Origin of the sequence: Rickettsia endosymbiont of Proechinophthirus fluctus, from assembly GCF_001602635.1 — a bacterium.
Classification (GTDB): Bacteria; Pseudomonadota; Alphaproteobacteria; order Rickettsiales; family Rickettsiaceae; genus Rickettsia; species Rickettsia rickettsii.
Window position 1 is genome coordinate 842,766 of the sequence record NZ_LECS01000004.1, and the last position, 26,084, is coordinate 868,849.

Genomic DNA, 26,084 nt, shown 5'->3' on the forward strand with positions numbered 1-26,084 from the left:
AGTAGCGGTAGAGATACAAGAGGTATGATTAGATTACATCAGTTTGGTAAAGTTGAGCTAGTATCTATTACTACCCCTGAAGAATCAACAAATGAGCATGAATATATAACTAATGCATCAGAGACTATTTTACAAAAACTGAATCTTCCTTATCGTGTTATGTTACTTTGCACCGGAGATATGGGATTTGCAGCAAAAAAAACCTATGATATAGAAGTATGGCTTCCGGGACAAAAGCAATATCGCGAAATTGCTAGCTGTTCTAATTGTGGAGATTTTCAAGCACGTAGAATGAAAGCAAGATATAAAGAATTCGGCAGTAACGAAACTACCTTAGTTCATACTTTAAATGCTTCAGGATTACCTATTGGAAGAACTATGGTTGCAATACTTGAAAATTATCAGAATGAAGATGGATCAATAACTATACCGGATGTCTTGATAAATTACATGGGAGGATTACAAAAAATCATTGCCTATAGTGAATAATTGTTTATTAAATATAAAGTTTCTAGTTGTTGTTAAATTGGCTTTGTTGCATGGCTCTTATGTCATTCCCGCTTTCGCGGGAATGACATCGAGTAGAGACCTACGACTGCTCGCAATAACGCCTCTAGCATCCACGCAGGCAAAGTTCATTAGTATATACTCCTGTGAAATGAAGAGTTATTATACGAAGTTCAACTTGGAAAAGAGCAAGGAGTCTGTAAGCCGAGGGGCGGAGTGTATACTTAATACGTGAGCATCCGAGGACTTACAAAGATGACGTAGCCAATTTTTCAAGTTGAACTAGTATACAAAACGATAATTTAAATACAGGTTATTTGTGTTTAGCGGTTTACAAAAATTTGACAAAGATATATATAATTATAATGCTCCTAATTTTATACCTATAGCATGTCATTATAATGAAAATACTTTACTTACCAAAGACGGTAAATTACTACAAATTATCAAAATACACGGCATTACCTCAAAGAAAATAAGCGATAACATACAAAATTTACGTGAAATGGTTAGAGTTTCTATAAAAAAGAATATAACCGATTATGATTTTGCTTTTTGGCTACATACAATACGAGAAAAACAAAACTTAGACGATTCAACTCCTTACAAAAAATTATTACCGGCAAATATTCATACTTTATGGCAAAGAAAAAACCATTGGAATGATAAATTCGTTAATACTTTATATATATCTATAGTACATGATTCTGCTAAAGTTAACATCACAAATTTTAACTCTTTAATAAATTCTTTATCTAATAAATTAATTACTAATTTTGAAAATAACTACTTAGATTCAGCTTTTCAAAAATTAGACAATATCACTAATAATATTTTAAATGATTTAAACGAATTCGGTGCTGAAAAACTCGGTATAATATTTGAAAATGATAATGTTTTTTCTAATCCTTTATTTTTATATAATCGCATAGCTAACCTTAATAATAATGATTGTTTGGTACCTATAATAGATTTATCCGATGCAATAGGTAGAAGTATTTATACAATTAGCAGCGATAAAATGGTAGTTACGGATCATGAGAAAAATAATAAATTCGTTTCTTTACTATCTATAAAAGAATATCATGAAACTCCTTCTAATACACTGGATAAATTTTTACAGTTACCGATTGAATTAATAATAACTGAAATATTTTACTTTGTTAGCAAAAAACAAGTAATATCCAAATTGCGTGGTCAAGATTATATTCTAAAAATTACTAACGACTCAACTTTACTTAATCACAAAGGGATTAATAAGCTTAAGGCAGCTAATTTAGATTTTCAATTTTGTAATCAGCAAATTTCAATTGCCGTTATAGAAGAAGATGAAAATAAACTAGATGCAGCCGTAGCTAAAGCATCAACCGAACTTTTTAAACTTGGTATTATTCATGTAAAAGAAGATATTAATATTGAGCCAATATTTTGGTCGCAATTACCTGCTAACTTTGCCTTTATACGTAGAATGTCGCCATTATCCGTAGAGCATATTGCTTCTCTTACCGCTCTTCATAATACTACACTCGGTAATCAATATAATCCTTGGGGTAAGGCTATAACTTTACTGCGAACCGAGAAAGGTACTCCATATTTCATGAATTTTCATGATAAAACGAATAAAGGTAATACTTGCATCTTTGGTACGGGGAAAACCGGCAAAACCGTATTATTGAACTTTTTAATATCAGAATCGACTAAATACGATCCAACAATAATTTATATCTCTAATAATAATGATGCTAAAATTTTTATCGAGGCAATAGAAGGCAAATGGTTAGAACCGGACAAACAAATTATCAATCCATTTTTAGTAGATGATACAGAAAAATCACAAGCATTTATTTTAGAATTTTTAAAATTAATCAGTGGTCATTATATTTCACCTCTTAGCGAAATAGAGATATCCTTTCTAGAGAAATTAAAAAATAAAATTTTATCAATTGAAAAAGAAAAACGTATTTTTTCCGATATTTTAAAATTAGAAGATTTTAAGGAGGAAGGAGGAATACAAATACTTGATAAACTTAAAGTTTTTACCGAAGAACAATTATATTCCGGATTATTTGACGGATCGTCTCTTAACATTGAAGAAGGGAAAGTTATAGGGTTTAATTTATATAAACTTTCTGATGAGCCGTTTTCTAAACAATTTTACCCGACGGAGAGAAAATTTTTAGAACAATTTAATAATAATTTACAGAAACACCAAAGTATTAGTGCAGCAGTAATTTATGCTTTTACTTATCATTTAAGTCTAGTTGGCACAAAACCTAAAATATTTGCTGCCGATAATTTTGATCAACTTTACAGACCTGAGATTTATTATGATAATCTAAATTTAATCTATAATAATTTGTCTCAAAATAACGGTATTTTCGTCAGTAATTTCAATTTTATTTATCTTAAGTCATATCCAAAATATACTATAAAACCTTGGCTTGATTTAATTAATACTAAAATTATTCTACCGTCTGACGTTAAAATAGAAGATTTAGATAAAATTTTAGGTTTAAGCAAGCCGGAAATACGAAAATTATCACAGCTAATACTTTCTGCAAGAATGTTCTTAATTAGTAAGGATAATGAATCGATAGCTTCTGAATTAAGTATTGCCGCTTTAATAGGAGTTGTCCGTATTTTATCAAGCAGACAGGAGGAAATGGATATTTATAAAAAAATACTTGAACAACACCAAGGTCCTCCGGATAATTGGGTTAATTACCTATACAATGAGTTAAATACGGACTAATATTTCACTCTGTCATCCTGTGATTTATTATGGGATCCAAAAAAAATTAAAAAGGACTGGATCCCGCTACAAACTCGTGGGATGACAATAATTTATTATGAACTATAAAAACAACGAGCATAAAGAATACTCAAAGTGTTAAAAAAATATTTACTATTTTTCTTATTTTCATTTTTCTCATTTAATGTATATGCATCTATTTGGGATGATATAGTCACTTGTCTTAGCGATCCATGTAATTGTGGTCAAAGTGAGAGAACGGAAATTTGGAATAAGGATGGAGGCATCAATGCAAAACCAAGAGGACCTTTTAAACCAGGCACATTATGTCCTCCTTGGAATAAAAGCGACGGTCGTAATAATGATACTTGTTTATTAAAATTTGATTACCCAGGTATATTTATCGGTTTTTTACTCAATAGATGTGCAGAAGAAGCCCCTGATAGTAGTTACTTTACTCCAAAAATTCGTATTAGAATTCAAAGCTGTAATGCCATAGCTTGTTGGCACCAAAACTCTACTTTAAATTGGGATGGAGAATGTGTAGTATGGCCTACAGGTTACGGTATACCTCTAACTAGAGTCTGTGCTAGAGTTGCCGTACCAGATATGCCTCCACCTCCCGGGATAAATGCCCAACCTTCCCCTGCAGATCCAGGTTATACCGATGGAGTACATCTCAATAAAGTCGGTTATACAGAAACTGATAATAAGATAATCGGTATAGACGGAAAAATAATTACTTTAAAACCTCCTAAACTTTGTGCTTATAGCGATCCTGGACTTGTTAACCTTGTTTCAGATTCCGGTGTACATCTTGATCCGATGGACTGGAATCCTAATCGTCAACCTCTTCATCACACTAACGAACTTAGCCCTATTGCAAAAGTATTAAAATTTTTAGTTGAAACGATAAAAGGAGTAAGTTTACCAAGTTTATTAGGGCAGCTTCTTGGTATGGTAGATCAAAATTCAGAATTTATAAAAGTACTTCAATCAATACTTAATGCAATAGGAGAGATTTTTAATTTTTTTCCTACTTTAATAATAAAAATTATTGAAGCACTTGGGTCATTAAACGGTTCTGTAGATAGCTATTCTTTTGGTTGTGTACAATTACCTTTAGGGCCTTTTCCACCACCATATTGTCCAAATTTAGATTATATTACCACTAATGCGAGTGCTCATAATGTATGTAGCATAAAAGATGCAAGCGGCCAGTTTGACCAATCGTCTACTAATCCGGCTTGTGTAGTGCCATCTAATATTAATGTTAAAAACAATATTGTTAATAATACCATACGTGTTAGCTTTAGCAATCTTGTTCCGCTTTGCACGCGTTCTCGCTCTGACCTCAAAACTTGTGTAGAACCACGTAATATAGATTTTTCTTCAGCAAAAATTACTCATACTAATACGGCTTTTAAAGATTTAATTAAATCGTGTAAGAATACTTCAGGCAACACTCCATGTATTAATACAGAAATTTCTACGCCATGTAGTGTTACGGCTAACGGTTGTAATGAGGGATTTAGAATAGTATATTCGCAGAAAATTGGAAATGTAGAAACACCCAGCGATTACTACATAAGCGATATACCGGACTGTCCAAGTTCTAATTCAACTACCTGTCAAAAAGTGTGGGGAGTTAATATCGGCGAATTTAAGGATGTAAGCGTAAAATTTCCTAAGGTACAAAAGCAAGATATAACTAGCTTAATGCCTATAAAGACAGATGTCATCTTAAAAGACAACAACGGTGAAGATAGAAAGCTTTATGTCTCTATTAGTAATACCGAAGACGATAAGCAAAATCCTAATAATATTTGCTTATTTGAGTCCGGTAATTTAATAGATTGTGTACCGCGAGTAAATCATTCTTACAGTTTAGCTACTTATGAATGTGCAAAGCAATATGCCGGAATTACCTGTACTAATAATAGCAATCCCAACGATGCTTATTATAAACCACAATTCATTGCGTCAGTACAAGTAAGAGAAGGCGACAATATCATAGATGAAACAAGCACTCTTGTAACGCCGTTAGCATACGCCGGACCTCCACCTCCCAACCCTACTGACACAGAAAGCATAGTAATGCTTGCCGGTTATAAGTATAGTTCTTCCGTTGCGTTTATACCTAAAGATCCAAAGGAAGATAAATATATTGCTATGCCGTTTTCAGGAGAGAATACTCTAAATCAGTTGACTATTCACGGTAAATATAAAGACGATAAAGTACCTTATGATAGTAATGGAAATCCTGACTCAAGTGCGGTATATTTAAAATATTTAGAATATATAAACGGTAAATATATCCAAGGTGGAACGCATGCCTGCTTGATGCCGAAAAATTTCCAACATTGTACCCCTATGCTGCGTCCTACTTTACCTGATGGATCACCTATGCCCGGTTACAATCATGACTCAACAAATTGTGTACTTGCTAAACTCAACAACAACGATACTATAAGTTGTAAAGATTTTAAAAAAAAATATAACGTTAAATATCCAAATCTTGGCTTATGTAAAAAAGATATAGATCTAACGCGCTGTACTCTAGAAGAAACAGTGTCAGGTCCAGGAAGAGGTATTACAATTTATACTTGCAATATAAATAAGATTCCGAGTAAATGCTATACCAATAACGATAAGGCTAATACTCCAATATGTGTTTTAAGTAGGAATTATACAGATAGAATCGAGCCGAAACCCAACATAGGACCAATATTAGTACCGGTAGATCCTTCAAAATATTATACAGTGACATATACAAAAGGAGATAACAATACTCCTCCTGAGCCGACATATAACGCTGATACTGAGGATGTAAGAGATAAAACTTGGCAAGAGCTAAATCTTTGTGCTCCTATATTAGTACCTACTTGTGCTAAAATTCCTAGCACAGAGAAAGCTCCTTCTGGTAACAATCATGGTAATGCAGAATGGCCTGAAAGCGATATAGGAGAACTTGCAAAAGGAAAATGCCCGACGAATTGGAGACCTATTGATCCTAATAAACCTTTAGAACGCCATTGTTTATCATATTTTGATAGAAAGGTTGTCGAGTTTGAACCTTTAGGCCACAATGTCGGCTGTAGAAAATTTAAAGGATTCCCCATAAAAGTTGGTTATAACGACTTTCCATCAGACCAATTACTTGAGACCCCTTATAATCCGGTAACTAAAATAGGTGACTATATCTTCAACAAAAAACCGGTACCACATGGGAGCATTATGGCATTTCCAAAGGATGGAGCACTTATAGCTGCAACAAATAAACCAGACAATACAATATTGCATACTGTAGAATTCAAAGTAACTTTAGATGCAATAATGGACGATATTGAGTATTTTGAAGTAAAAGATTTATGGTATAATGATTGCACATTAATATATGTCAACGGCACAAAGTTACTTAGCTTCCCTACTAACATTGATTCTCTAGATGAGAAAAGGTACTGTAACAATGGAAATGACCAAGATCAAACATTACAAGCTAAAAATTTACCGATTGATATAAAGCGCTATTTAAAACCAGGAGAAAATACTATAAGATTCCAGCTAAGAGTTATGTTTGAGGGAGGACTATATTTCCACATGCAATATAAAATGAAGAGATAAATAAATGAGTTGGATTATTTTTTATACGGTAATCGCTGCTTTACTGATTCTCGATTTGGGAATAATACACAAAAAAAATACCATAATGAGCTTTAAAGAAAGCGTACTTTTTAGTCTTTTCTATATTGTAATAGCTTGTTTATTCAGTATCTATGTTTACTATAATACGGGGGCAGATCATGCTCGTGAATATTATACTTGCTTTCTCATTGAGAAAGCTATGTCACTTGATAATATTTTTGTTATCTCTATTATTTTCCAATTTTTTAAAATTCCCTGGCAATATCAACATCGTGTTTTATTTTTCGGTATAATAGGCGTAATAATATTCAGAGCTGTAATGATTTACAGCGGTATTATTCTTATAAATAAATTTGCCTGGTTATTATATATTTTTGCCGTAATACTTATTGCTACAGGTATAAAAACTTTCTATGTATCACATAAAACTTTTGATATACAGAATTCTTATATTTACAAGTCAATAATAAAAAATCTAAATATTACCCCTAACCTTGAAGGAGATAAATTTGTTGTTAAACGTAATAACAAACTATATTGCACCCCCCTTTTTATATCTCTAGTACTGATAGAAGCAATAGATTTAGTCTTTGCTATAGATAGTATACCGGCAATATTCGCAATTACTAATGATGTTTATATAATTTATACTTCAAATATTTTTGCTATTTTAGGGCTTAGAGCGTTATTCTTTTGTTTAGCAGAAATTGTAGAACGTTTCAGTTATATAAAATATTCTTTGGCTTTAATTTTAATATTTATCAGCTTTAAAATATTTATTCATCATTATATAGCGATTCCGGAATATGTTGCGTTCACTGTGACTATTACTTTATTACTATTTGGTATAATTGCTTCCATAATTAGGAAAAATATGATTGACCATTAATAAAGGGGGTATATAATATTTTTTTATTTTTTAAGCAATTATAATGACTAAATTACTAAAATTATTGTTTATTACTATCATCATTTTTAATAACATTGCTTTCGCAAAAGAAACAGGGTTCTATATAGGAGTAGAAGGCGGAATAGTTGAACCAGTCGTTAGTAAATTCCGACATAAACACTCAAATACCGAAATAATTTTAAAAAAATCAAGTATGTATAGTGGAAAAATAGGCTATATAATATATCCACAGATAGCTATTGAGTTCTCAGCAACTTATCAACCTAAATATAGTCTGCATTACGTATTACCTCAGCAAAATTTAAGTAATGGTCTCACTATTCCTAAAACCCCAGGTAATACTACCGTATTATCAAATATATATATGCTAAATCTTATTTATGATTTAGAAAAAATAAAAACTTTCACACCTTTTATAATACTTGGAGGTGGAATAGCACAAGTAAAAGTTAAGCCTACCTCTTCTAGGTGGAGTGTTATAAATAGCGATTATTTTAAAGTAAGAAAAACTCATAAAAATTGTGTTGCTTGGCAAGCAGGTCTTGGAATTTCACAAGATGTAACTTCAAATTTCAGTATTGATGCAACTGCAAAATTACAAACGGCATATAGAGTAAGAATTAATTATGATACGCTTGATATGAAAACAGGGCAATTCGTGCCAACAAATCCTATCAAAAAAACTATAGCCGTTGGAGAATTTGGCATAGGATTTACTTATAGATTGCCATTTTAATAATTCTGTGAAATATTTATATGAAAGCTACAATGTCATCATCCCCTGGGATGACACGAATAATTCAACTACGTAAGGGAAAAATATGTCTCCAAAAGCTACTAACTCTTCTTCTACCCCTAACAGTCATGATAAGATGGCAAAAAAAACACATTCCGTACAATCCGTTGTTAACAGTGCGGTTTCAGATCATAACACTTATGATGAAATACCTTATGAAAGCTACCCATATGCTTTTACACATCCTTATCACTTAAGTACACTTGCAACTCTTTTCGGTGTAAATGCTCCTGAAGTCGAGAATGCAAAAATATTAGAGCTTGGTTGTGCAGCAGGCGGTAATTTAATACCACATGCAGTTCTTTATCCAAAAGCTTATTTTGTTGGGGTTGATTTGTCTAAGGTACAAATTGACGAAGCAAATAAAAATGTTAAAGCACTAGGATTAAAAAATATAGAGTTCCATCATTGTTCGATAACTGATATTAACGATTCTTTCGGTAAGTTTGATTATATAATTTGCCATGGTGTAATTTCTTGGGTACCAAAAACCGTTAGAGATAAAATTTTTGAAGTTTGTAATAAAAATCTTAGTCCAAACGGAATAGCATATATTAGCTATAATACCCTCCCTGGCTGGAATATGGTCCGTACTATTAGAGATATGATGATGTATCATTCTAGCTCATTTGCAAATGTACGGGATAGAATAGCTCAATCTAGATTGTTACTAGAATTTGTTAAGGATAGCTTAGAAAACTCTAAAACTCCTTATGCAGAAGCATTAAAAACCGAAGCAGGGCTACTTGCTAAACAAACCGATCATTATTTACGTCATGATCATCTAGAAGAAGAAAATGCTCAATTCTACTTCCATGAATTTATGAATGAAGCAAGAAAGCACAATTTACAATATTTAGCCGATTGTAATCTTTCGACTATGTATCTCGGTAATATGCCGCCAAAAGTAGTAGAGCAGTTAAAAGCGGTAAACGATATAGTTAGAACCGAACAATATATGGATTTCATTACGAATCGTCGTTTTAGAACCACTTTACTATGTCATAGTGATGTGAAAATTAATAGAAATATTAACAATGATGATATAACGAAATTTAATATAATCTTTAATATAGTGCCTGAAAAACCACTCAAAGAAGTAGATCTTAATAATGCTTCCGAAAATTTAAAATTCTTCTTAAACGGCAATCAAGACTCTAACTTAACAACTAGTTCGCCTTATATGAAAGCTATTTTATACACTTTCAGCGAAAATCTAAATAACCCGTTAAGCTTTGAGAAAATAACCACTGAAGCTAATAAAAAGCTACATAATACTAAATTAAACGAAATCAAAGCTGAGCTTTTAAATAATGCAATGAAGCTAGTACTACAAGGTTATATTAGTATTACAAATCAGAAGCATCGAAATAACCCTGAGCTTGATAAGCCTAAAACAACAAAAATGGTGATACATCAAGCAACCCATACACCTTCTATGTGGGTTACAAATTTAAAACATGAACCGATCGGCGTTAATTTCTTTGAGAAGTTTGCACTTAGATATATGGATGGTAAACATGATAAAAAAGCAATAATTGAGGCTGTACTTGGTCATGTAGAAAAAGGCGAGCTAACTTTAAGTAAAGACGGTCAAAAAGTAGAAAACAAGGAAGAAATACGCAAAGAACTAGAAAGCTTATTTATTCCGATGATCAAGAAATTTTCTTCTAATGCTTTGTTGGTGTAGCCAATTTACACTCTGTCATACCGTGGTCTTGCCACAGTATCCATGATACTAAACAAAAATTATTTATTGATTCTCCTACGCCAATGGCGTATAATTATTATGAGTAAAAAACTGATTTCAGTTGTTGAGCTTCCAGAGTTTCAAAAATTCGCTAAGAATAATTTAAATGAAAAAGAATGCTTTAAAATAATACATTACATTGCTGCTAATCCTCACCAAGGTGATATAATAAAAGGCACTGGAGGTATAAGAAGAAAGTTATGATTTACTTTAAGTAGTAATAATAAAGGTAAAAGTGGCAGTATAAGAATAATTTATTTTTACTACAATGAAAATATGCCGGTATTTTTAATAACCGGTTTTATAAAAAGTAAGATGGAAAATATTAATTATAATAGTTGTAATGAATTAAAAAAACTAACTGAAGAATTGGAAAATTATATGTCGGACGCGGCAAAAATAAATCATAAAAATACTAATCAAACCGATAAAAGTATATTAATTGGAATGCAAGAGGCTGTTTTATACACTAAAGGAAAATTAAAAGCAAATAAACATGATATAAAATTATCTAATATAGACGTGCATGAAGCAAGAGATAAGTTAAAATTAACACAACAACAATTTGCTACAACATTTGGAGTGAGTGTTGCAACTTTAAGAAACTGGGAACAAGGCAGAAGATTACCTACCGGAGCTGCAAAATTACTTCTTAAGATTATTGAGAAAGAACCTAATGTTGTAAAACGAGTTTTACGAGGATAAAATAGAGATAAGACACAACCTATATAAACACCATGCCTATATTTTTTTATTTATTTGCAACATTAATAACTATCAGTAGCGTATGCGTTGTCTTAAGCAAAAATTCCGTATATTCGGTATTATGGTTAATTTTTGCATTTATCAACGGTGCAGGGCTTATGATTTTGCTTGGAGCAGAATTTTTAGCTATGATGCTGATAGTGATTTATGTTGGAGCTGTAGCAGTATTATTCTTATTTGTGATAATGATGCTAGATATGCATTTTAATAAGACAATAACGCAGCTAAAAGCAAATCTAGCTTTAAGTATTTTAATAGCTTTGATTATGTTTGCCGATTTAGTAATAATTATTTTACTTGGTACTAAAAATATTAATTTCAACTCCAATGTATCGTTTACCATAACAAATAATATCTCAAATACTAAAGCAATAGGAGGCGTACTCTACACAGACTTTATGCTACCGTTTCAAATGGCGGGCCTTATATTATTTGTTGCTATGATTGCATGTATTACGTTAACACTAAAGAAGCGTGAGGGAGTAAAACGTCAAGATATATCAAAACAACTACGTCACAATAAAGAAAATACCGTATTAATGACAAAACCTATTCTAAATAAAGGTGTTGAGAATATTAAATATGAATGAATATATTTCGCTTAATCATTATTTAATCTTAAGCAGCTTAGTTTTTACTATCGGAATGTTTGGATTATTTATGCATCGCAAAAATATTATCAATATATTAATGTCTATTGAGTTAATGCTGCTTGCAGTTAACATAAATTTTGTTGCATTTTCCGTATATATGCAAGAATTATCGGGACAAATTTTTAGTATTATAATCTTAACCGTAGCAGCTGCCGAAACCTCAATCGGGCTTGCAATATTACTAATATATTTCCGTAATAAAGGCTCCATTGAAATTACCGACATTAATCAGATGTGGGGATAATGATGTATCAAAATATTTGCATAATGGTCATCATGTTACCGCTTGCATCTAGCATAATAAACGGGTTATTCGTAAGGGTAATAGACAAAAAATTAGCGCAAGTAATTGCAACCAGCTTTTTATCTTTATCTGCCTTATTCTCATTAATAATATTTTGCGATGCAGGCTTAAACGGGAATATAATCCATATTAAATTATTACCATGGATTGAGGTTGGAAATTTTAAAGTAAATTGGTCGATTTATATCGATCAGCTAACTAGCATAATGTTTATAGCCGTAACATGGGTGTCAAGCATCGTGCATATCTACTCGCTTGGCTATATGGCCGAAGATAAGGGGATTATACGCTTCTTGTCTTTTCTTTCTTTATTCACTTTTTTTATGTTAATGCTAGTATCTAGCGATAATTTCTTACAGTTATTTTTCGGTTGGGAGGGCGTCGGCATTTGCTCATATTTACTAATAGGTTTTTGGTATTCAAAAGAATCAGCCAATAAAGCAGCGATTAAAGCTTTTATAATAAATAGAGCCAGCGATTTTGCTTTTATCTTAGGCATAATGACAATTATTGTTTATTGTGGCTCAGCAAATTACAAAGATGTATTGTCATCTGCAGAATTATTATCTAATATAAAAATATTTTTACATTTTTCCATTCTAGACATTATTTGTTTATTATTATTCATCGGTTGTATGGGTAAATCTGCACAGATCGGTTTACATGTATGGCTTCCTGATGCGATGGAAGGACCGACTCCGGTATCTGCACTTATTCATGCAGCAACCATGGTAACGGCAGGAGTATTCTTAGTAGCACGCTGCTCGTATTTATTTGAATATAGCCCTTTAATTCTACAATTTATTACGATTATCGGCGGTGTTACTTGTCTTTTTGCTGCAAGCATTGCTATTATGCACAGCGATATCAAGAAGATTATTGCTTACTCAACTTGCAGTCAGCTTGGTTATATGTTCATGGCGTGCGGAGTATCTGCCTATAATAGCGGAATATTTCACTTAGTAACTCATGCCTTTTTTAAGGCCTTATTATTCTTATCAGCCGGCAACGTAATACATGCCGTTCACGAGCAGGATATTTTTAAAATGGGTGATTTAAGAAATAAAATGCCGGTAACTTATGGCAACTTCTTAATCGGCTCACTTGCACTAATAGGGATTTATCCTTTGGCAGGATTTTACTCTAAAGACTCGATTTTAGAAGCGGCTTATAGTAGCGGCTCGTTTATGTTTATTTTTGGAATAGCAGCAGCAATACTTACCGCTATTTATTCAATGAAGATTATTATGTTGGTATTTCATGGCAAAACTAAGCTAGAAAAAGATGTTTTTGAGCATGCTCACGAACCGGCTAAAGTAATGAATAATCCACTTATATTACTTGTCGCCGGGAGCTTTTTTAGCGGTATGATCGGCTATTATTTACTTGCTATGGACAAACCAAACGGTTATTTCCATGCAAGCCTATTTAATTTACATATTTATAAATTACTAATTAGCCACCCGCCTTTATATATTAAGCTCCTACCTATGGCAGTCGGTATAGTGGGGATTGTTACTGGGATTTACTTATATAAGTCAAGTATTGTTATGTCATGCCCGCAAACGCGGAAATCCAGTAAAAATATTAAAAACGCCTGGATCCTGCAGTCAAGCCGCGGGATGACACCCCTTGTATTAATTTCCAACATATTACGCAATAAATATTACTTCGATGAAATATATAATTGCTTAATTGTGAAACCTATTAACTGTTTAGCTTCTTTATTTTATCTTGGCGATCAGCAAATAATCGATCGTTTTGGACCAAACGGTTTTTCACGAGTCGTTAATTGCTTTAGCGTTCTTACCGGCAAAATACAAACAGGATATGTTTTTAATTATGCTTTGTATATAGTATCATTTATTGTTGTAACAATTAGTTATTTTGTTTGGCAAAACATAATGTACTGATGTTATTTGCGTTAAAAACTAAAACCGTCATTGCGAGCGAACGTAAAGAGCGTGGTAATCTCATGAAATAATAACAAATTCCTGAGATTGCTTTGTCAATTACTTCGTAATTTGCTTCGCCATGACGGAAAAAAACTCATAAAATCTTAAAGAATGTTAGAATTACCTATTATATCTATCAGTATTTTTCTGCCGCTAATAAGCGTGCTATATATTTTGCTGTTTATTAGTCAAAGTAAAAAAGCAGATAAACCGATATATGTAATGTATGTTGCAGTGCTTAGTTCTGTTTTAACATTCATCTCAACTATCTATATTTTAATAGAGTTTGACTCCTCAAACCCCGCTTATCAATTTGTTGAACGCTACGCTTGGCTTGATAAGATCGGGCTTGAATTCCATGTAGGCGTTGACGGTATATCAATATTTTTTGTGGTTCTCACTTCTTTTCTTACGCTTATTTGTATAATTGGAAGCTTATTTACTGTTAAAAAATATATTAAAGAATACTTGGTATGTTTTTTATTAATGGAATCTTTTTGTATAGGGGCATTTACCTCGGTAAATTTACTATTATTTTATCTGTTTTTTGAAGCAATATTAGTGCCGATGTATATTATTATCGGCGTATGGGGTGGCAAGAATAGAATATATGCGGCTCTTAAATTCTTCTTATACACGTTCTTTGGTTCTGTATTTTTCCTACTTTCATTAATTTATATTTATAGCAAAATGCATAGCTTTGATTTAACCCATATCTTTCAGCTTACCGATAATATTCCATTATTTACACAGCAAATTTTATGGTGGGCTATCTTTATTGCTTTTGCCGTTAAAATCCCTATTATTCCTTTTCATACTTGGCTACCCGATACACACGTACAAGCTCCAACCAGCGGCTCGGTTATTCTTGCCGGTATTTTGCTAAAATTTGGCGGTTACGGTTTTTTAAGAGTATTACTACCTCTATGTCCGAGTGTATCACAAGAATTTGCAATTTACGTACTTTACCTTAGCGTTATTGCTATAATATATGCATCACTCGTTGCGCTTGCTCAAAAAGATATGAAGAAGATGATAGCATATTCATCTATTGCACATATGGGATATGTTACGATAGGTATTTTTAGCTTTACTAAAGCCGGAGTTAGCGGAGCAATATTTCAGATGCTTAGCCACGGTGTGATTTCTTCATGTCTATTCTTAATAGTCGGTACTTTGTACGAAAGATTACATACAAAAGAAATAGCTAAATATGGTGGTGTAGCAAGTAAAATGCCGGTGCTTGCTGCATTTTTTATGATTGCAATGCTCGGCTCTGTCGGGTTACCCGGAACTAGTGGATTTATTGGAGAATTTTTAAGCCTACTTGGGATTTATAAGGTGAATGTAGTAGCAACCTTTATAGCAGCTCTCGGCATAATCTTCGGGGCGGTTTATATGCTGAAATTATACAAAGAAGTAATGCTCGGTGAAATTACCAATAAAGACATTATGCATTTCAGAGATTTATATAAATACGAAATAATCTCAATAGCTCCTTTAATATTATTAATTATTTACTTTGGTCTAATGCCGAGTTCTATTTTAAATGTATTTAGCTTATCGGTGGAAAATTTGCTGGTAAAATTTTAATTGCTTACAAAAAATATAAATGCTACTCTAATTATAGAACTTAAAAGTGAGATTTATATGAAAAATAGCAAAAGAAACTAAAAAAATAAATCATGAATTAAACAACGCAACTAAAAAACTAGGTCAAGAAGCTAATAAGGTAACAGGCATAGATATAAGTCATGTAGTAAATCCTGATGCATCAAGATCATAAAGAAGCTTGAAGAGATGCTCGTAAGAAACTTGGAATTGGTCATAATAATTAACAATATAATACAGAATTAACGGACTACATCAGAAGAGCATCATGAAAATTAAATTTATTAAAAAGCAACAGATGTCATACTGTGGCTTGACCACGATATCTAGTAAAATTATTAGTATTTTGAATTGCTTTTATATGGATACCGTGGTCAAGCTACGGTATGACAAGAACATGCTATCACTTCATCAATTACAATTTAAAAACTTATTTGATCTACATATTACTTTTCTTCCTTCTTCTATAACATATATAAAAGGAGCTAACGGTTGTGGGAAAAGCTCGTTGCTACGAATGATAGCAGGAATTATGCAACCGAGTAGCGGTAATATCTACTATAGAAACTGTAATATTAACAATATCGCTAAACTTTACTGCACTTATATCGGTCATAATTTAGGTCTAAAATCAGAAATGACTGTTTTTGAGAATCTAAAATTTTGGTCAGAAATTTATAATTCCGCTGCAACCCTATATGCTGCTATTCACTACTTCAAATTACACGACTTATTAGATAAAAAATGCTATAGTTTGTCTAGCGGAATGCAGAAAATCGTAGCCATAGCAAGGCTTATTGCTTGCCAATCTGACTTATGGCTACTTGATGAAGTTGAAACTAACTTAAGCAAAGAAAATAGGGCTTTACTCAATAATCTAATTATCATGAAAGCAAATAGCGGCGGTATTGTTCTTCTATCCTCTCATCTAGAAAGCTCTATAAAATCTGCACAGATATTACGGCTTGATTAATTATTATTGTTTTGCGTATTTTTATAAATCTTCCAATGTACAATAAAAAATATAAGGCTAACTATAATCCAAATTGAATAATTAATTATTATACTTACAGCATGTGTTTTAGTAACTTTATATATTATTCTTATAACTAATTCTCTTGTTTTCTAGCTCTTTTGGAGGCTTTTAATTGTATAAATCCTTATCATATGATTTTAACTTTAAATATTGCTCATTAGTACTATATATTTTATGAGTTTCTCTTATTCTAGTAGGAATATAGTTTTTTAGTTTTTATAATTAAGAGAATAAAAGTCAAAAAAAAGAAAAGCAATAATTAAATTACAAAGGTTTATGAAATCTCGAATGCAAGGTTCGAATTTTCATGATATATTTTTTTAATTTAACTTTTTTGAAATGAACCTATTAACAGAATCACAATAGCATAATATACGTATATATTCCGAATAAATGAAGAGTAATTAAACGAGTATATCACCTATACTCGTAATCTTTGTGTAGTTTACTAGCGAGTGCCTGTTCCCATCTATCGCCATTTTGCAGTAATCTTTCCTTATCGTAAATAAGTGCGGTATGAGTTAGACTTGTAAACTCAAAATTAGGACCTTCAACTATTGCATCTACAGGGCAAGCTTCCTGACATAATCCGCAATAAATACATTTTGTCATATCTATATCATAACGAGTAGTACGCCTGCTTCCGTCTTCTCGTTCGTCCGCTTCAATTACTATCGCTTGTGCCGGACAAATCGCCTCACAGAGTTTGCACGCAATGCAGCGTTCTTCACCGTTTTCATAGCGACGCAGGGCATGTTCACCCTTAAATCTTGGACTAATAGGGCTTTTTTCATAAGGATAATTTATGGTAACTTTGGGCTTAAAGAAATACTTTAAAGTCAAAGCCATCCCCCTTACTATCTCATATAGAAAAAACGATTTTAAATAGTTTATCATAAAAATTATATATTAAAGATCGATGTATTTCTGCGGGGCATCACCCGCATGGATACTGAATTGTCATTACAAGCAGCCGTAGGCTGCGTGGCAATCTCGTCAAATATCCTGAGATTGCTTCGTCAATTACTTAGTAATTTCCTCGCAATGACGGGTAAACCGATCAAGCAACAATAACACCTAAATACTCGGTAAATTATCTGTATAAACAAGCACACTTGATACTAACACTACCCAAAATAAAGTTAGAGGTAAAAATACTTTCCAGCCAAGTCGCATTAATTGATCATAGCGATATCTTGGTAAGGTCGCTCTAATCCATAAAAAACAAAACAATAAGAATCCAACCTTAAATACAAACCAAAAGAACCCCGGAATACAATCTAACCACGATATATTAAAGGGCGGCAAGTAACCTCCTAAAAAGAAAATCGTAGTCATTGCACTAACTAATATCATATTGGCATATTCACCTAGAAAAAATAAAGCAAATCCCATAGAGGAATATTCAACATTATAGCCAGCAACCAACTCCGATTCTGCTTCAGGTAAATCAAAAGGTAATCTATTTGTTTCGGCAAACACCGAGATAAAAAACACGACACCCATAGGTAGTAGCATTAAATCAATCCACCACGGTATTGTTCTTTGTGCTTCAATGATCTCACTTAAATTGAGAGTACCGGTAGTAAGTAGCACGGTAATAATAACCAGCCCCATCGACACTTCATAAGAAATCATTTGGGCAGAGGAACGTATAGCTCCTAAAAAAGCATATTTTGAGTTACTAGCCCAGCCAGCAATAATAATGCCGTAAACACTTAAAGAAGAAATAGCAAGAATATATAAAACACCTACATTAATATCTGCCAGAACTACGCCCTTTGCAAAGGGTATAACTGCCCAGCCGATTAAACTTAATATAAAAGTTATCATCGGTGCTAAAATAAATAATATTTTATCGGCATTGGTTGGAATGATCGGCTCTTTGAATAAGAGCTTAACTGCATCGGCAATAGGCTGAAGTAATCCAAACGGACCGACAACGTTAGGTCCTCGTCGAAGCTGCATTAATCCAATAACACGACGCTCTGCATATGTTAAATACGCAACGCACAATATTAAAGGGATAGTAATTGCAACTACCTTTAGAGCGATGATAATTAACGGAAAAATATATTCAAAAAAGAGTTCTAGCATGATTGTACTCTTATTATATCATTCCCGCAAAAGTGAAAATCCAGAAAATAATTTACAAAAAAAGAGCTGGATTCCCGCTTTTGCAGGAATGACATACGGGGTGAGAATAGCATATTTTTCATCATGCCGCCTCCTCGTCTCTTGCTTCCTTAGCCTCAACGCACTTAGCCATAGTGACCGAATTTTTACTAATCACGTCAGTCATATAATAATTAATAGGTTCTGCAGTTATAGGCTCTTTTGATAACTTATCTTTAGAGCTAAACTTACTAAACTTATTTTCTATAATTCTATCAATACTAGCAAATACCTTATATTCTTTAGCAAGTCTTACTCTTACTTCTTGCAAATTATCCATTCCGATATCTATTTTTAGATAACCAGCAAGCTCTTTAATAATTTCTATATCTTCTTTAGCTATCCCTACAGGCGATACTGCTTTTTCTGCTATTTGCGGTCTACCTTCTAAATTTACGTAAATTCCGCTCTGCTCGGTATAAGCAGCCGCAGGTAAAATTACATCAGCACTGCTAGCACCTACGTCCCCGTGATGTCCTTGATATATTATAAAGGTCGATTTCAGCTTATCAAATGGGATGGCGTCCGTTCCAAGTAAATAAGCGAGTTCCAACTCTTCGAGCTTAATAGGAGTATTAAAACCAATATCCAGACCGCCAACTATAGAAGCGTGATTATGCAATATATTAAAACCTTTCCAATCATCACGCATAATATTATATTCAGTCACTATCTTATGAATAAGCGACAATATAGCATATCCGTCATCTCTTGCATATACACCGTCACCTACTATAATCATCAGATATTTTGCTGCTTTTAAGGCTTTCGTAAACTCATGAGTACCAATAGCTAGCCCTTCAATAATCTTAATATCACTTCCTAAATCCTGAATTTTATAGGTTTGGTTATGCCCCCCACCTATTCTTGCTACTTTTAGTGAGTCGGCACGTACTCGTATACCTATTCTACTATTTAATACTGGAGCTATTTGCCTTGGATTTGCTCCGATTAGCAAACATAAATCAGCCTTTTCTATCCCTGCAATAGTAGTATTAAATAAATAATTGCCTCGCTGCATGGTATCTAGTTTATAGTCAAACTGATTAACGCTGTAATTATTAGAGCCAAGCTTTTGCAATAATGTTTTTAACATAAACATTGCTTCGACAGAAGAAAGAGAACCAGCAATAGCAGCAATCTTTTCTGGTTTTACGGATTTTATTTTATCCGCTACTGTCTTTAAAGCTTCACTCCAGCTAGCTTCTACTAACTTACCGTTTTTTCTGATATAAGGATGATCCAAGCGCTGATATTTTAAACCATCATAACTAAAACGATTCTTATCCGAAAGCCACTCTTCATTTATTTCTTCATTAACACGAGGTAATATCCTCATTACCTCATCGCCTCTACTATCAATACGAATATTAGAGCCTTCGGCATCATGCACTCCAATGCTAGCGGTATGTTTTAGCTCCCATTTACGAGCTTTAAAAGCATAAGGCTTAGAGTTCAAAGCACCGACGGGACAAATATCGATCATATTACCGGAAATTTCGGAATCTAAAGTTTGCTCTAAATATGAAGTTACTTCAATGTGTTCTCCACGGTGAATAGCTCCCATTTCCTCTATTCCCGCTATATCGCTTGCAAATCTAATACATCTTGTGCATTGTATGCATCTAGTCATCGCTGTTTTAATCAACGGTCCCATATATTTATCTTTAATAGATCTCTTATTTTCGTGGAATCTATTAGTACCTTTGCCGTATCTGAAAGCCTGATCCTGTAAATTACACTCTCCGCCCTGATCACAAATAGGACAATCTAAAGGATGGTTAATCAGTAAAAACTCCATCACCCCTTCACGTGCTTTTTTTACCATCGGCGTATCGGTATGAATAACCATACCGTTACTTACCGGCATAGCACAAGAAGCTATAGGCTTTGGTGATTTTTCCATTTCAACCAAGCACATACGGCAATTACCAGCAATTTTTAGACGCTCATGATAACAAAAATGAGGGATTTCTTTTCCTGCTTGTGTACAGGCTTGATAAACGGTGCTACCTTCTGATACTTCTATTTCAGAACCGTCTACGTTCAGCTTTATCATTTTTATTTTATCCAATAAGTCATAGGGTTTGGGTATGCTTTGTCTTCTATCATATATTTAAAACCGATGGCAACACGAAGTATATACCAAACAGCGAGTATAACGTATAGTACTACTCCAATCATGATAAACGTAAATATAAAACATACAATCCACCCAAGAACCCCAAGGCAAAAAGTACGAAATAAAAACACGTAATGACTAATTGCAAAATTATCGCCTTTATCTTTGTTAAGATATGCAAAAAATACCCCGATTAATGGCAATATCGGAGCTACGATCCCGCATAAATATAATATATATACCACAATTAAATTTTTCTTACCGCTCTCGGTATATTCTTTAAGATGCTTGTCCATATTTTTACCTCTTTATGTCGTTCCCATGTGGCGCTGTTGCATGGCTATCTGAATTGTCATTGCGAGCAGCCGTAGACTGGCGTGGCAATCTCATAAAATAATAACACACTCCCAAGATTACGTACGTACAATTGCTACGCAATTTCCTCGCAATGACGATACCAGCAAACTACCCCTTCAAACTCTCTACCACAACATGCATAATACTGCCGTGCTTTATATAATTTATCTCATTATCCGTAAATATTTGCAATATTAAATCGATTGTTCTTATTGCACCGGTTTGTTTTTTTATCACGCATTTAACAGGATGATAAGAGCTTATATTCTCGCTTAAGCCTGTAATGTCAATAGTTTCTGAACCGTCTAACTTTAAATCTAATCTTGTATTATTGCCGGTAAAAGTTAGCGGTAAAATACCCATACCTACTAAATTTGAGCGATGTATTCGCTCAAAGCTCTCGGCAATCACTGCCTTTACACCAAGCAAACTAGGTCCTTTTGCTGCCCAATCTCTAGATGAGCCGCTGCCATATTCTTTACCTGCAAAAATCACTACTGATACATCATGAGCTTTGTAGTCCATAGCTGCATCGTAGATAGTTTGCTGCGTGCCATTTAACTGGTTTATGGTAAACCCACCTTCTACACCTTTACACATCTCATTTTTTATACGAATATTAGCAAATGTGCCACGCATCATTACTTCATGATTTCCTCTACGTGATCCGTAAGAGTTGAAATCTAGAGGCTCTATATGATGGTCCGTTAAATATTTAGCAGCAGGGCTGGTTTTACTAATACTACCTGCCGGCGAAATATGATCGGTAGTAATAGAATCACCGAGAATTGCTAGAATTTTTGCAGATTTTATATCTTGTATATTATTCTTGCTGCCTATATCCTTAAAATAAGGCGGATTATTAATATAGGTACTATTCTTATTCCAGTTATAAGTAGAATTATTAGTAACCTGTAAATCTTTCCACTCTTTCGTTCCGCTAAATATATCAGAATATTTTTCTATAAACATAGAGGAATTAATTGAATTTGCAATAACTTCATCTATCTCTTCTTTGCTTGGCCAAAGATCTTTTAAATAAATATTTTCTCCTATGGGCATATTTGTTAGATCTATATTAAGAGTGCCGCTAAGTGCATATGCTACGACTAAAATAGGCGAACCGAGATAGCTTGCTTTAGTAAGCGGATTAATTCGCCCTTCAAAATTCCTATTACCAGATAAAACAGAAGCAACAACTAGCCCGTTTTTGTTAATAGTTTTCTCTATTTCTGGATTGAGAGGTCCGGAATTACCGATGCAAGTAGTGCAGCCGTAACCTACTAGATTAAACCCTAATTCATCTAAATATTTATCAAGACCACTAAGCTTCAAATATTCCGTTACGACTTTTGAACCAGGAGCAAGAGAAGTTTTAACCCAAGGTTTTACCTTTAACCCGTGTTCTAGTGCTTTTTTAGCAAGAAGTGCTGCACCAATCATAACCGAAGGATTAGAAGTATTAGTACAGCTAGTAATTGCTGCAATTACCACATCGCCGTTACCAATTTCGTAATTCTGATTTGCTACGGCATATTTTTTATCAATGTCTTTATTTTCTAAAGCAAAATTCGGTAATTCATATTTAAAATTACTTGCTACATCATTTAAGTTTACTCGATCTTGCGGACGTTTTGGACCGGCAAGTGTACTATGTACCATAGATAAATCTAGTTCTAAAACCTCAGTATATTCTACCGCATGTTCAAAATCATACCAAAGATTCTGCTCGGTTGCGTATTGCTCTACTAATCTGATTTGCGTTTTTTCTCTACCTGTTAGCTCTAGATATTTTATAGTTTCTTGATCAATCGGGAAAAAGCCACAAGTAGCACCGTATTCAGGCGACATATTAGAAATAGTAGCACGATCGGCAATCATTAGGTTTTTAAGACCCTCACCGAAAAACTCGACAAATTTACCTACTACTTTCTTTTTCCGCAACATCTCGGTAACGGTTAAAACTAAATCGGTTGCGGTAGCTATACCTGTTAATTTTCCTGTTAGTTTTATCCCAATTACCTCCGGCAGAATCATAGTAATAGGTTGACCTAGCATGGCAGCTTCTGCCTCTATTCCGCCGACTCCCCAACCAAGCACCGATAAACCGTTTACCATAGTTGTATGGCTATCCGTTCCAACTAAACTATCAGGATAAAGGGTGCCGTCTTTATGCCACACGACTTTTGCTAAATATTCTAAATTTACCTGATGACAAATACCCGTACCCGGCGGCACTACTTTAAAATTATTAAATGCTTGCTGCCCCCATTTAAGAAATGCATAACGCTCTATATTACGTTTCATTTCCATTTGAACATTTTTATTGAATGAATCCTTAGCTGCATAAGAATCAACGCTTACGGAATGGTCTATTACCAAATCAACAGGAATAAGCGGGTTAATTTTTAACGGATCACCTCCTATTTTCTTCATCGCATCACGCATAGCCGCCAAATCTACAATAGCAGGCACACCGGTAAAGTCCTGCATCAAAACTCTTGCCGGCATAAAATCTATTTCCGCATCAGATTTTTTAGTTTTTAGCCATTCTTTAAATAAAAGTAAGCTTTGCTTTGAACCATTAGAACGTAATATATTCTCAAATAATACTCTTAAACTATATGGAAGCTTTTTTAAGGGAAGATCTATATCGCTTGCCGCTTTATTTATATCGTAAATTTTGTATGAAGTATTATCAACTGATAACTCTTGTATATATTCTGAATTATGTACTTTTGACATTTGTTTCTCACTTGATTATGTGGAATAAACATCGTCATTGCGAGCAGCTGTAGAACTGCGTGGCAATCTCAGGAAGTTTGACAAGATTGCCGCATCACTTCTCGCTCCTCGCAATGACTGAAAAAAGCCTTGCAATGACATTAAAATAACCTTATACCAAAACGTAGATTTTTCAAACAAATTAATGTTGATCTGATAAAGTTTTTTGCAGATCGAGAAGCTTAGTTGCTATTTCCGCTTCACTTAAATTCGTAACGTTAATAGCCGTTTCCGTAGCTATATTAATATAATTTGCCGTTACTTCGGTTACACCGCCGGAAATAAGATAAGTGTTTTCAGATTTATGCATATCATCTATATAAACCTGCACTAAACCGGCTTTTAAACTCACAATCATCGGAACGTGACTCGGCAGCACTCCAAACATCCCCTCCTCACCCGACATTGTTACTATTTTAGCTTGCTTTTCCAATACAATACTTAAAGGAGTAATTATTTTGACTAGAATTGTTGCGTTCATAGAATAATATAGTAAAATTACTACGTCACTTCAACGTTTGCGCCTTCTCTATAGCCTCGTCTATAGTTCCGACCATATAAAAAGCAGCTTCCGGTAAATCATCGTATTTACCCTCTACAAGTCCTTTAAAGCCTGCGATAGTATCGGCTAGATTAACAAATTTGCCTGCAGCTCCGGTAAATACTTCAGCAACATGGAAAGGCTGCGATAAGAAACGCTGTATTTTTCTAGCACGTGCCACGGTTAGTTTATCCTCTTCGGATAGCTCATCCATACCTAAAATAGTGATAATATCCTGCAACGATTTATAAGTTTGTAAAACCTGCTGCACTTGTCTTGCTACACTATAATGTTCTTCACCAACAATCATCGGATCAAGTACCTGCGAATTACTATCTAACGGATCAACTGCCGGATAAATCCCAAACTCAGCTATCTGACGGCTAAGTACCGTTGTAGCATCTAAATGTGCAAAAGAAGTAGCAGGAGCAGGATCAGTTAAATCGTCCGCCGGTACATATATAGCCTGCACGGAAGTTATTGAGCCGTGCTTAGTAGAGGTGATACGCTCTTGTAGTTCGCCCATATCGGTTGCAAGAGTAGGCTGATACCCTACCGCTGACGGAATCCTACCGAGTAACGCCGATACTTCAGAACCTGCTTGAATAAAACGGAAAATATTATCTACAAAAAACAAAACATCTTGCCCTTCATTCATATCTCTAAAACTCTCCGCAATGGTCAGACCGCTTAACGCAACTCTTGCCCTTGCTCCCGGCGGCTCGTTCATTTGTCCATAAACTAAAGCTACTTTTGACTTTTCAGGCTCTGCAAGGTTAATAACACCCGAGTCAATCATTTCATGGTAAAGATCATTACCTTCTCTAGTTCTCTCACCAACTCCTGCAAATACCGTATAACCGCCGTGTGCTTTAGCTACGTTATTAATAAGCTCCATTATAAGCACGGTTTTACCAACTCCTGCACCACCGAATAGTCCTATTTTACCGCCTTTAGTATAAGGAGCAAGTAAATCAATAACTTTAATACCGGTTACTAATATATTACGCTCGGTTGACTGATTGGTAAAATCAGGAGCAGGCTTATATATAGAAGAAATATTTGAGCTTTTAATGTCTCCTTTACCGTCAATCGGCTCACCTACAACATTCATAATACGCCCAAGCGTCTCAGTACCTACAGGAATACGAATAGGACTGCCTGTATCTATTACTTCTACGCCCCGCACTAACCCTTCCATAGAATCCATAGCAATACAACGTACTGTATCATCACCTATATGTTGTGCTACTTCCAGGACTATCCTTTGTTTATCGTTATAGCACTCTAGAGCATTTAAAATTTCCGGTAACGCACCGTTATTCGTAAATTTTACATCCACCACCGCTGAAATAATCTGAGTAATTTTTCCAATATTTTTTGTCATGATTTTTTCTTTTGTTAAAAAATATAATACAAAT

General features: G+C 33.9%; 21 protein-coding genes. 14 read left to right on the plus strand and 7 right to left on the minus strand.

The genetic code is table 11. From position 1 onward, the window contains the following. The 14 genes from BG75_RS10225 to ccmA all read left to right on the plus strand — a co-directional run. On the plus strand, window positions 1–489 hold a 489-nt coding region (locus BG75_RS10225; protein WP_305140742.1), incomplete at its 5' end, for an aminoacyl--tRNA ligase-related protein. 37 nt (window positions 490–526) lie between these two features. After that, entirely contained in the window at window positions 527–742 is a 216-nt protein-coding gene (locus tag BG75_RS10760; RefSeq protein WP_084777270.1) for a palindromic element RPE5 domain-containing protein, read from the plus strand. A gap of 84 nt (window positions 743–826) precedes the next feature. Then, on the plus strand, window positions 827–3,259 hold the full coding sequence (locus BG75_RS06370; protein ID WP_062811818.1) for a VirB4 family type IV secretion/conjugal transfer ATPase: 2,433 nt from the start codon (window positions 827–829) through the stop codon (window positions 3,257–3,259). Between the two features lie 135 nt (window positions 3,260–3,394). After that, on the plus strand, window positions 3,395–6,883 hold the full coding sequence (locus tag BG75_RS06375; protein ID WP_062811819.1) for a hypothetical protein: 3,489 nt from the start codon (window positions 3,395–3,397) through the stop codon (window positions 6,881–6,883). Window positions 6,884–6,887: 4 nt separating this feature from the next. Beyond that, window positions 6,888–7,793, plus strand: coding sequence for a TerC/Alx family metal homeostasis membrane protein (locus BG75_RS06380; RefSeq protein WP_062811820.1), 906 nt, complete (start codon window positions 6,888–6,890; stop codon window positions 7,791–7,793). A 43-nt stretch (window positions 7,794–7,836) separates the two neighbouring features. Then, on the plus strand, window positions 7,837–8,550 hold the full coding sequence (locus BG75_RS06385) for an outer membrane protein (protein ID WP_062811821.1): 714 nt from the start codon (window positions 7,837–7,839) through the stop codon (window positions 8,548–8,550). 85 nt (window positions 8,551–8,635) lie between these two features. Further along, entirely contained in the window at window positions 8,636–10,300 is a 1,665-nt protein-coding gene (locus tag BG75_RS06390; protein ID WP_062811822.1) for a methyltransferase regulatory domain-containing protein, read from the plus strand. 42 nt (window positions 10,301–10,342) lie between these two features. Further along, window positions 10,343–10,564 carry a hypothetical protein gene (locus BG75_RS09150; RefSeq protein ID WP_084777254.1) on the plus strand — a complete coding sequence of 74 codons (222 nt, stop codon included), beginning with the start codon at window positions 10,343–10,345 and terminating at the stop codon, window positions 10,562–10,564. Between the two features lie 72 nt (window positions 10,565–10,636). Continuing rightward, window positions 10,637–11,065: a helix-turn-helix domain-containing protein gene (locus BG75_RS09155; protein ID WP_217284890.1), complete on the plus strand. Its 429-nt coding sequence runs from the start codon at window positions 10,637–10,639 to the stop codon at window positions 11,063–11,065. Window positions 11,066–11,097: 32 nt separating this feature from the next. Then, complete coding sequence (locus BG75_RS06400) at window positions 11,098–11,715, plus strand: NADH-quinone oxidoreductase subunit J (protein WP_062811823.1); 618 nt, start codon at window positions 11,098–11,100, stop codon at window positions 11,713–11,715. Next, a complete protein-coding gene (gene nuoK / locus BG75_RS06405; RefSeq protein WP_012151334.1) occupies window positions 11,708–12,022 on the plus strand; it encodes an NADH-quinone oxidoreductase subunit NuoK in 315 nt (104 codons plus the stop codon). The genes BG75_RS06400 and nuoK overlap by 8 nt, the downstream gene beginning before the upstream one ends. Next, window positions 12,022–13,995, plus strand: a complete 1,974-nt coding sequence (gene nuoL / locus BG75_RS06410; RefSeq protein WP_062811824.1) for an NADH-quinone oxidoreductase subunit L — start codon at window positions 12,022–12,024, stop codon at window positions 13,993–13,995. Before nuoK ends, nuoL begins: the two co-directional genes overlap by 1 nt. 153 nt (window positions 13,996–14,148) lie before the next feature. After that, window positions 14,149–15,630: an NADH-quinone oxidoreductase subunit M gene (locus BG75_RS06415; protein ID WP_062811825.1), complete on the plus strand. Its 1,482-nt coding sequence runs from the start codon at window positions 14,149–14,151 to the stop codon at window positions 15,628–15,630. Window positions 15,631–16,045: 415 nt separating this feature from the next. Beyond that, on the plus strand, window positions 16,046–16,621 hold the full coding sequence (gene ccmA / locus BG75_RS06420) for a heme ABC exporter ATP-binding protein CcmA (protein WP_062811826.1): 576 nt from the start codon (window positions 16,046–16,048) through the stop codon (window positions 16,619–16,621). A gap of 480 nt (window positions 16,622–17,101) precedes the next feature. Here ccmA and nuoI read toward each other — a convergent pair whose 3' ends face one another. The 7 genes from nuoI to atpD form a co-directional block, all read right to left on the minus strand. Beyond that, a complete protein-coding gene (gene nuoI / locus BG75_RS06425; RefSeq protein ID WP_062811827.1) occupies window positions 17,102–17,581 on the minus strand; it encodes an NADH-quinone oxidoreductase subunit NuoI in 480 nt (159 codons plus the stop codon). Between the two features lie 180 nt (window positions 17,582–17,761). After that, complete coding sequence (gene nuoH / locus BG75_RS06430) at window positions 17,762–18,781, minus strand: NADH-quinone oxidoreductase subunit NuoH (RefSeq protein ID WP_062811828.1); 1,020 nt, start codon at window positions 18,779–18,781, stop codon at window positions 17,762–17,764. Between the two features lie 121 nt (window positions 18,782–18,902). Next, window positions 18,903–20,918: an NADH-quinone oxidoreductase subunit NuoG gene (gene nuoG, locus BG75_RS06435; protein WP_062811905.1), complete on the minus strand. Its 2,016-nt coding sequence runs from the start codon at window positions 20,916–20,918 to the stop codon at window positions 18,903–18,905. A 2-nt stretch (window positions 20,919–20,920) separates the two neighbouring features. Beyond that, a complete protein-coding gene (locus BG75_RS06440; protein WP_004997331.1) occupies window positions 20,921–21,277 on the minus strand; it encodes a DUF4870 family protein in 357 nt (118 codons plus the stop codon). A 169-nt stretch (window positions 21,278–21,446) separates the two neighbouring features. Continuing rightward, window positions 21,447–24,083, minus strand: coding sequence for an aconitate hydratase AcnA (gene acnA / locus BG75_RS06445; protein ID WP_062811829.1), 2,637 nt, complete (start codon window positions 24,081–24,083; stop codon window positions 21,447–21,449). Between the two features lie 181 nt (window positions 24,084–24,264). Continuing rightward, a complete protein-coding gene (locus BG75_RS06450; protein WP_062811830.1) occupies window positions 24,265–24,603 on the minus strand; it encodes a F0F1 ATP synthase subunit epsilon in 339 nt (112 codons plus the stop codon). A gap of 25 nt (window positions 24,604–24,628) precedes the next feature. After that, entirely contained in the window at window positions 24,629–26,050 is a 1,422-nt protein-coding gene (gene atpD, locus BG75_RS06455; protein WP_062811831.1) for a F0F1 ATP synthase subunit beta, read from the minus strand. Between the last annotated feature and the right edge of the window lie 34 nt (window positions 26,051–26,084).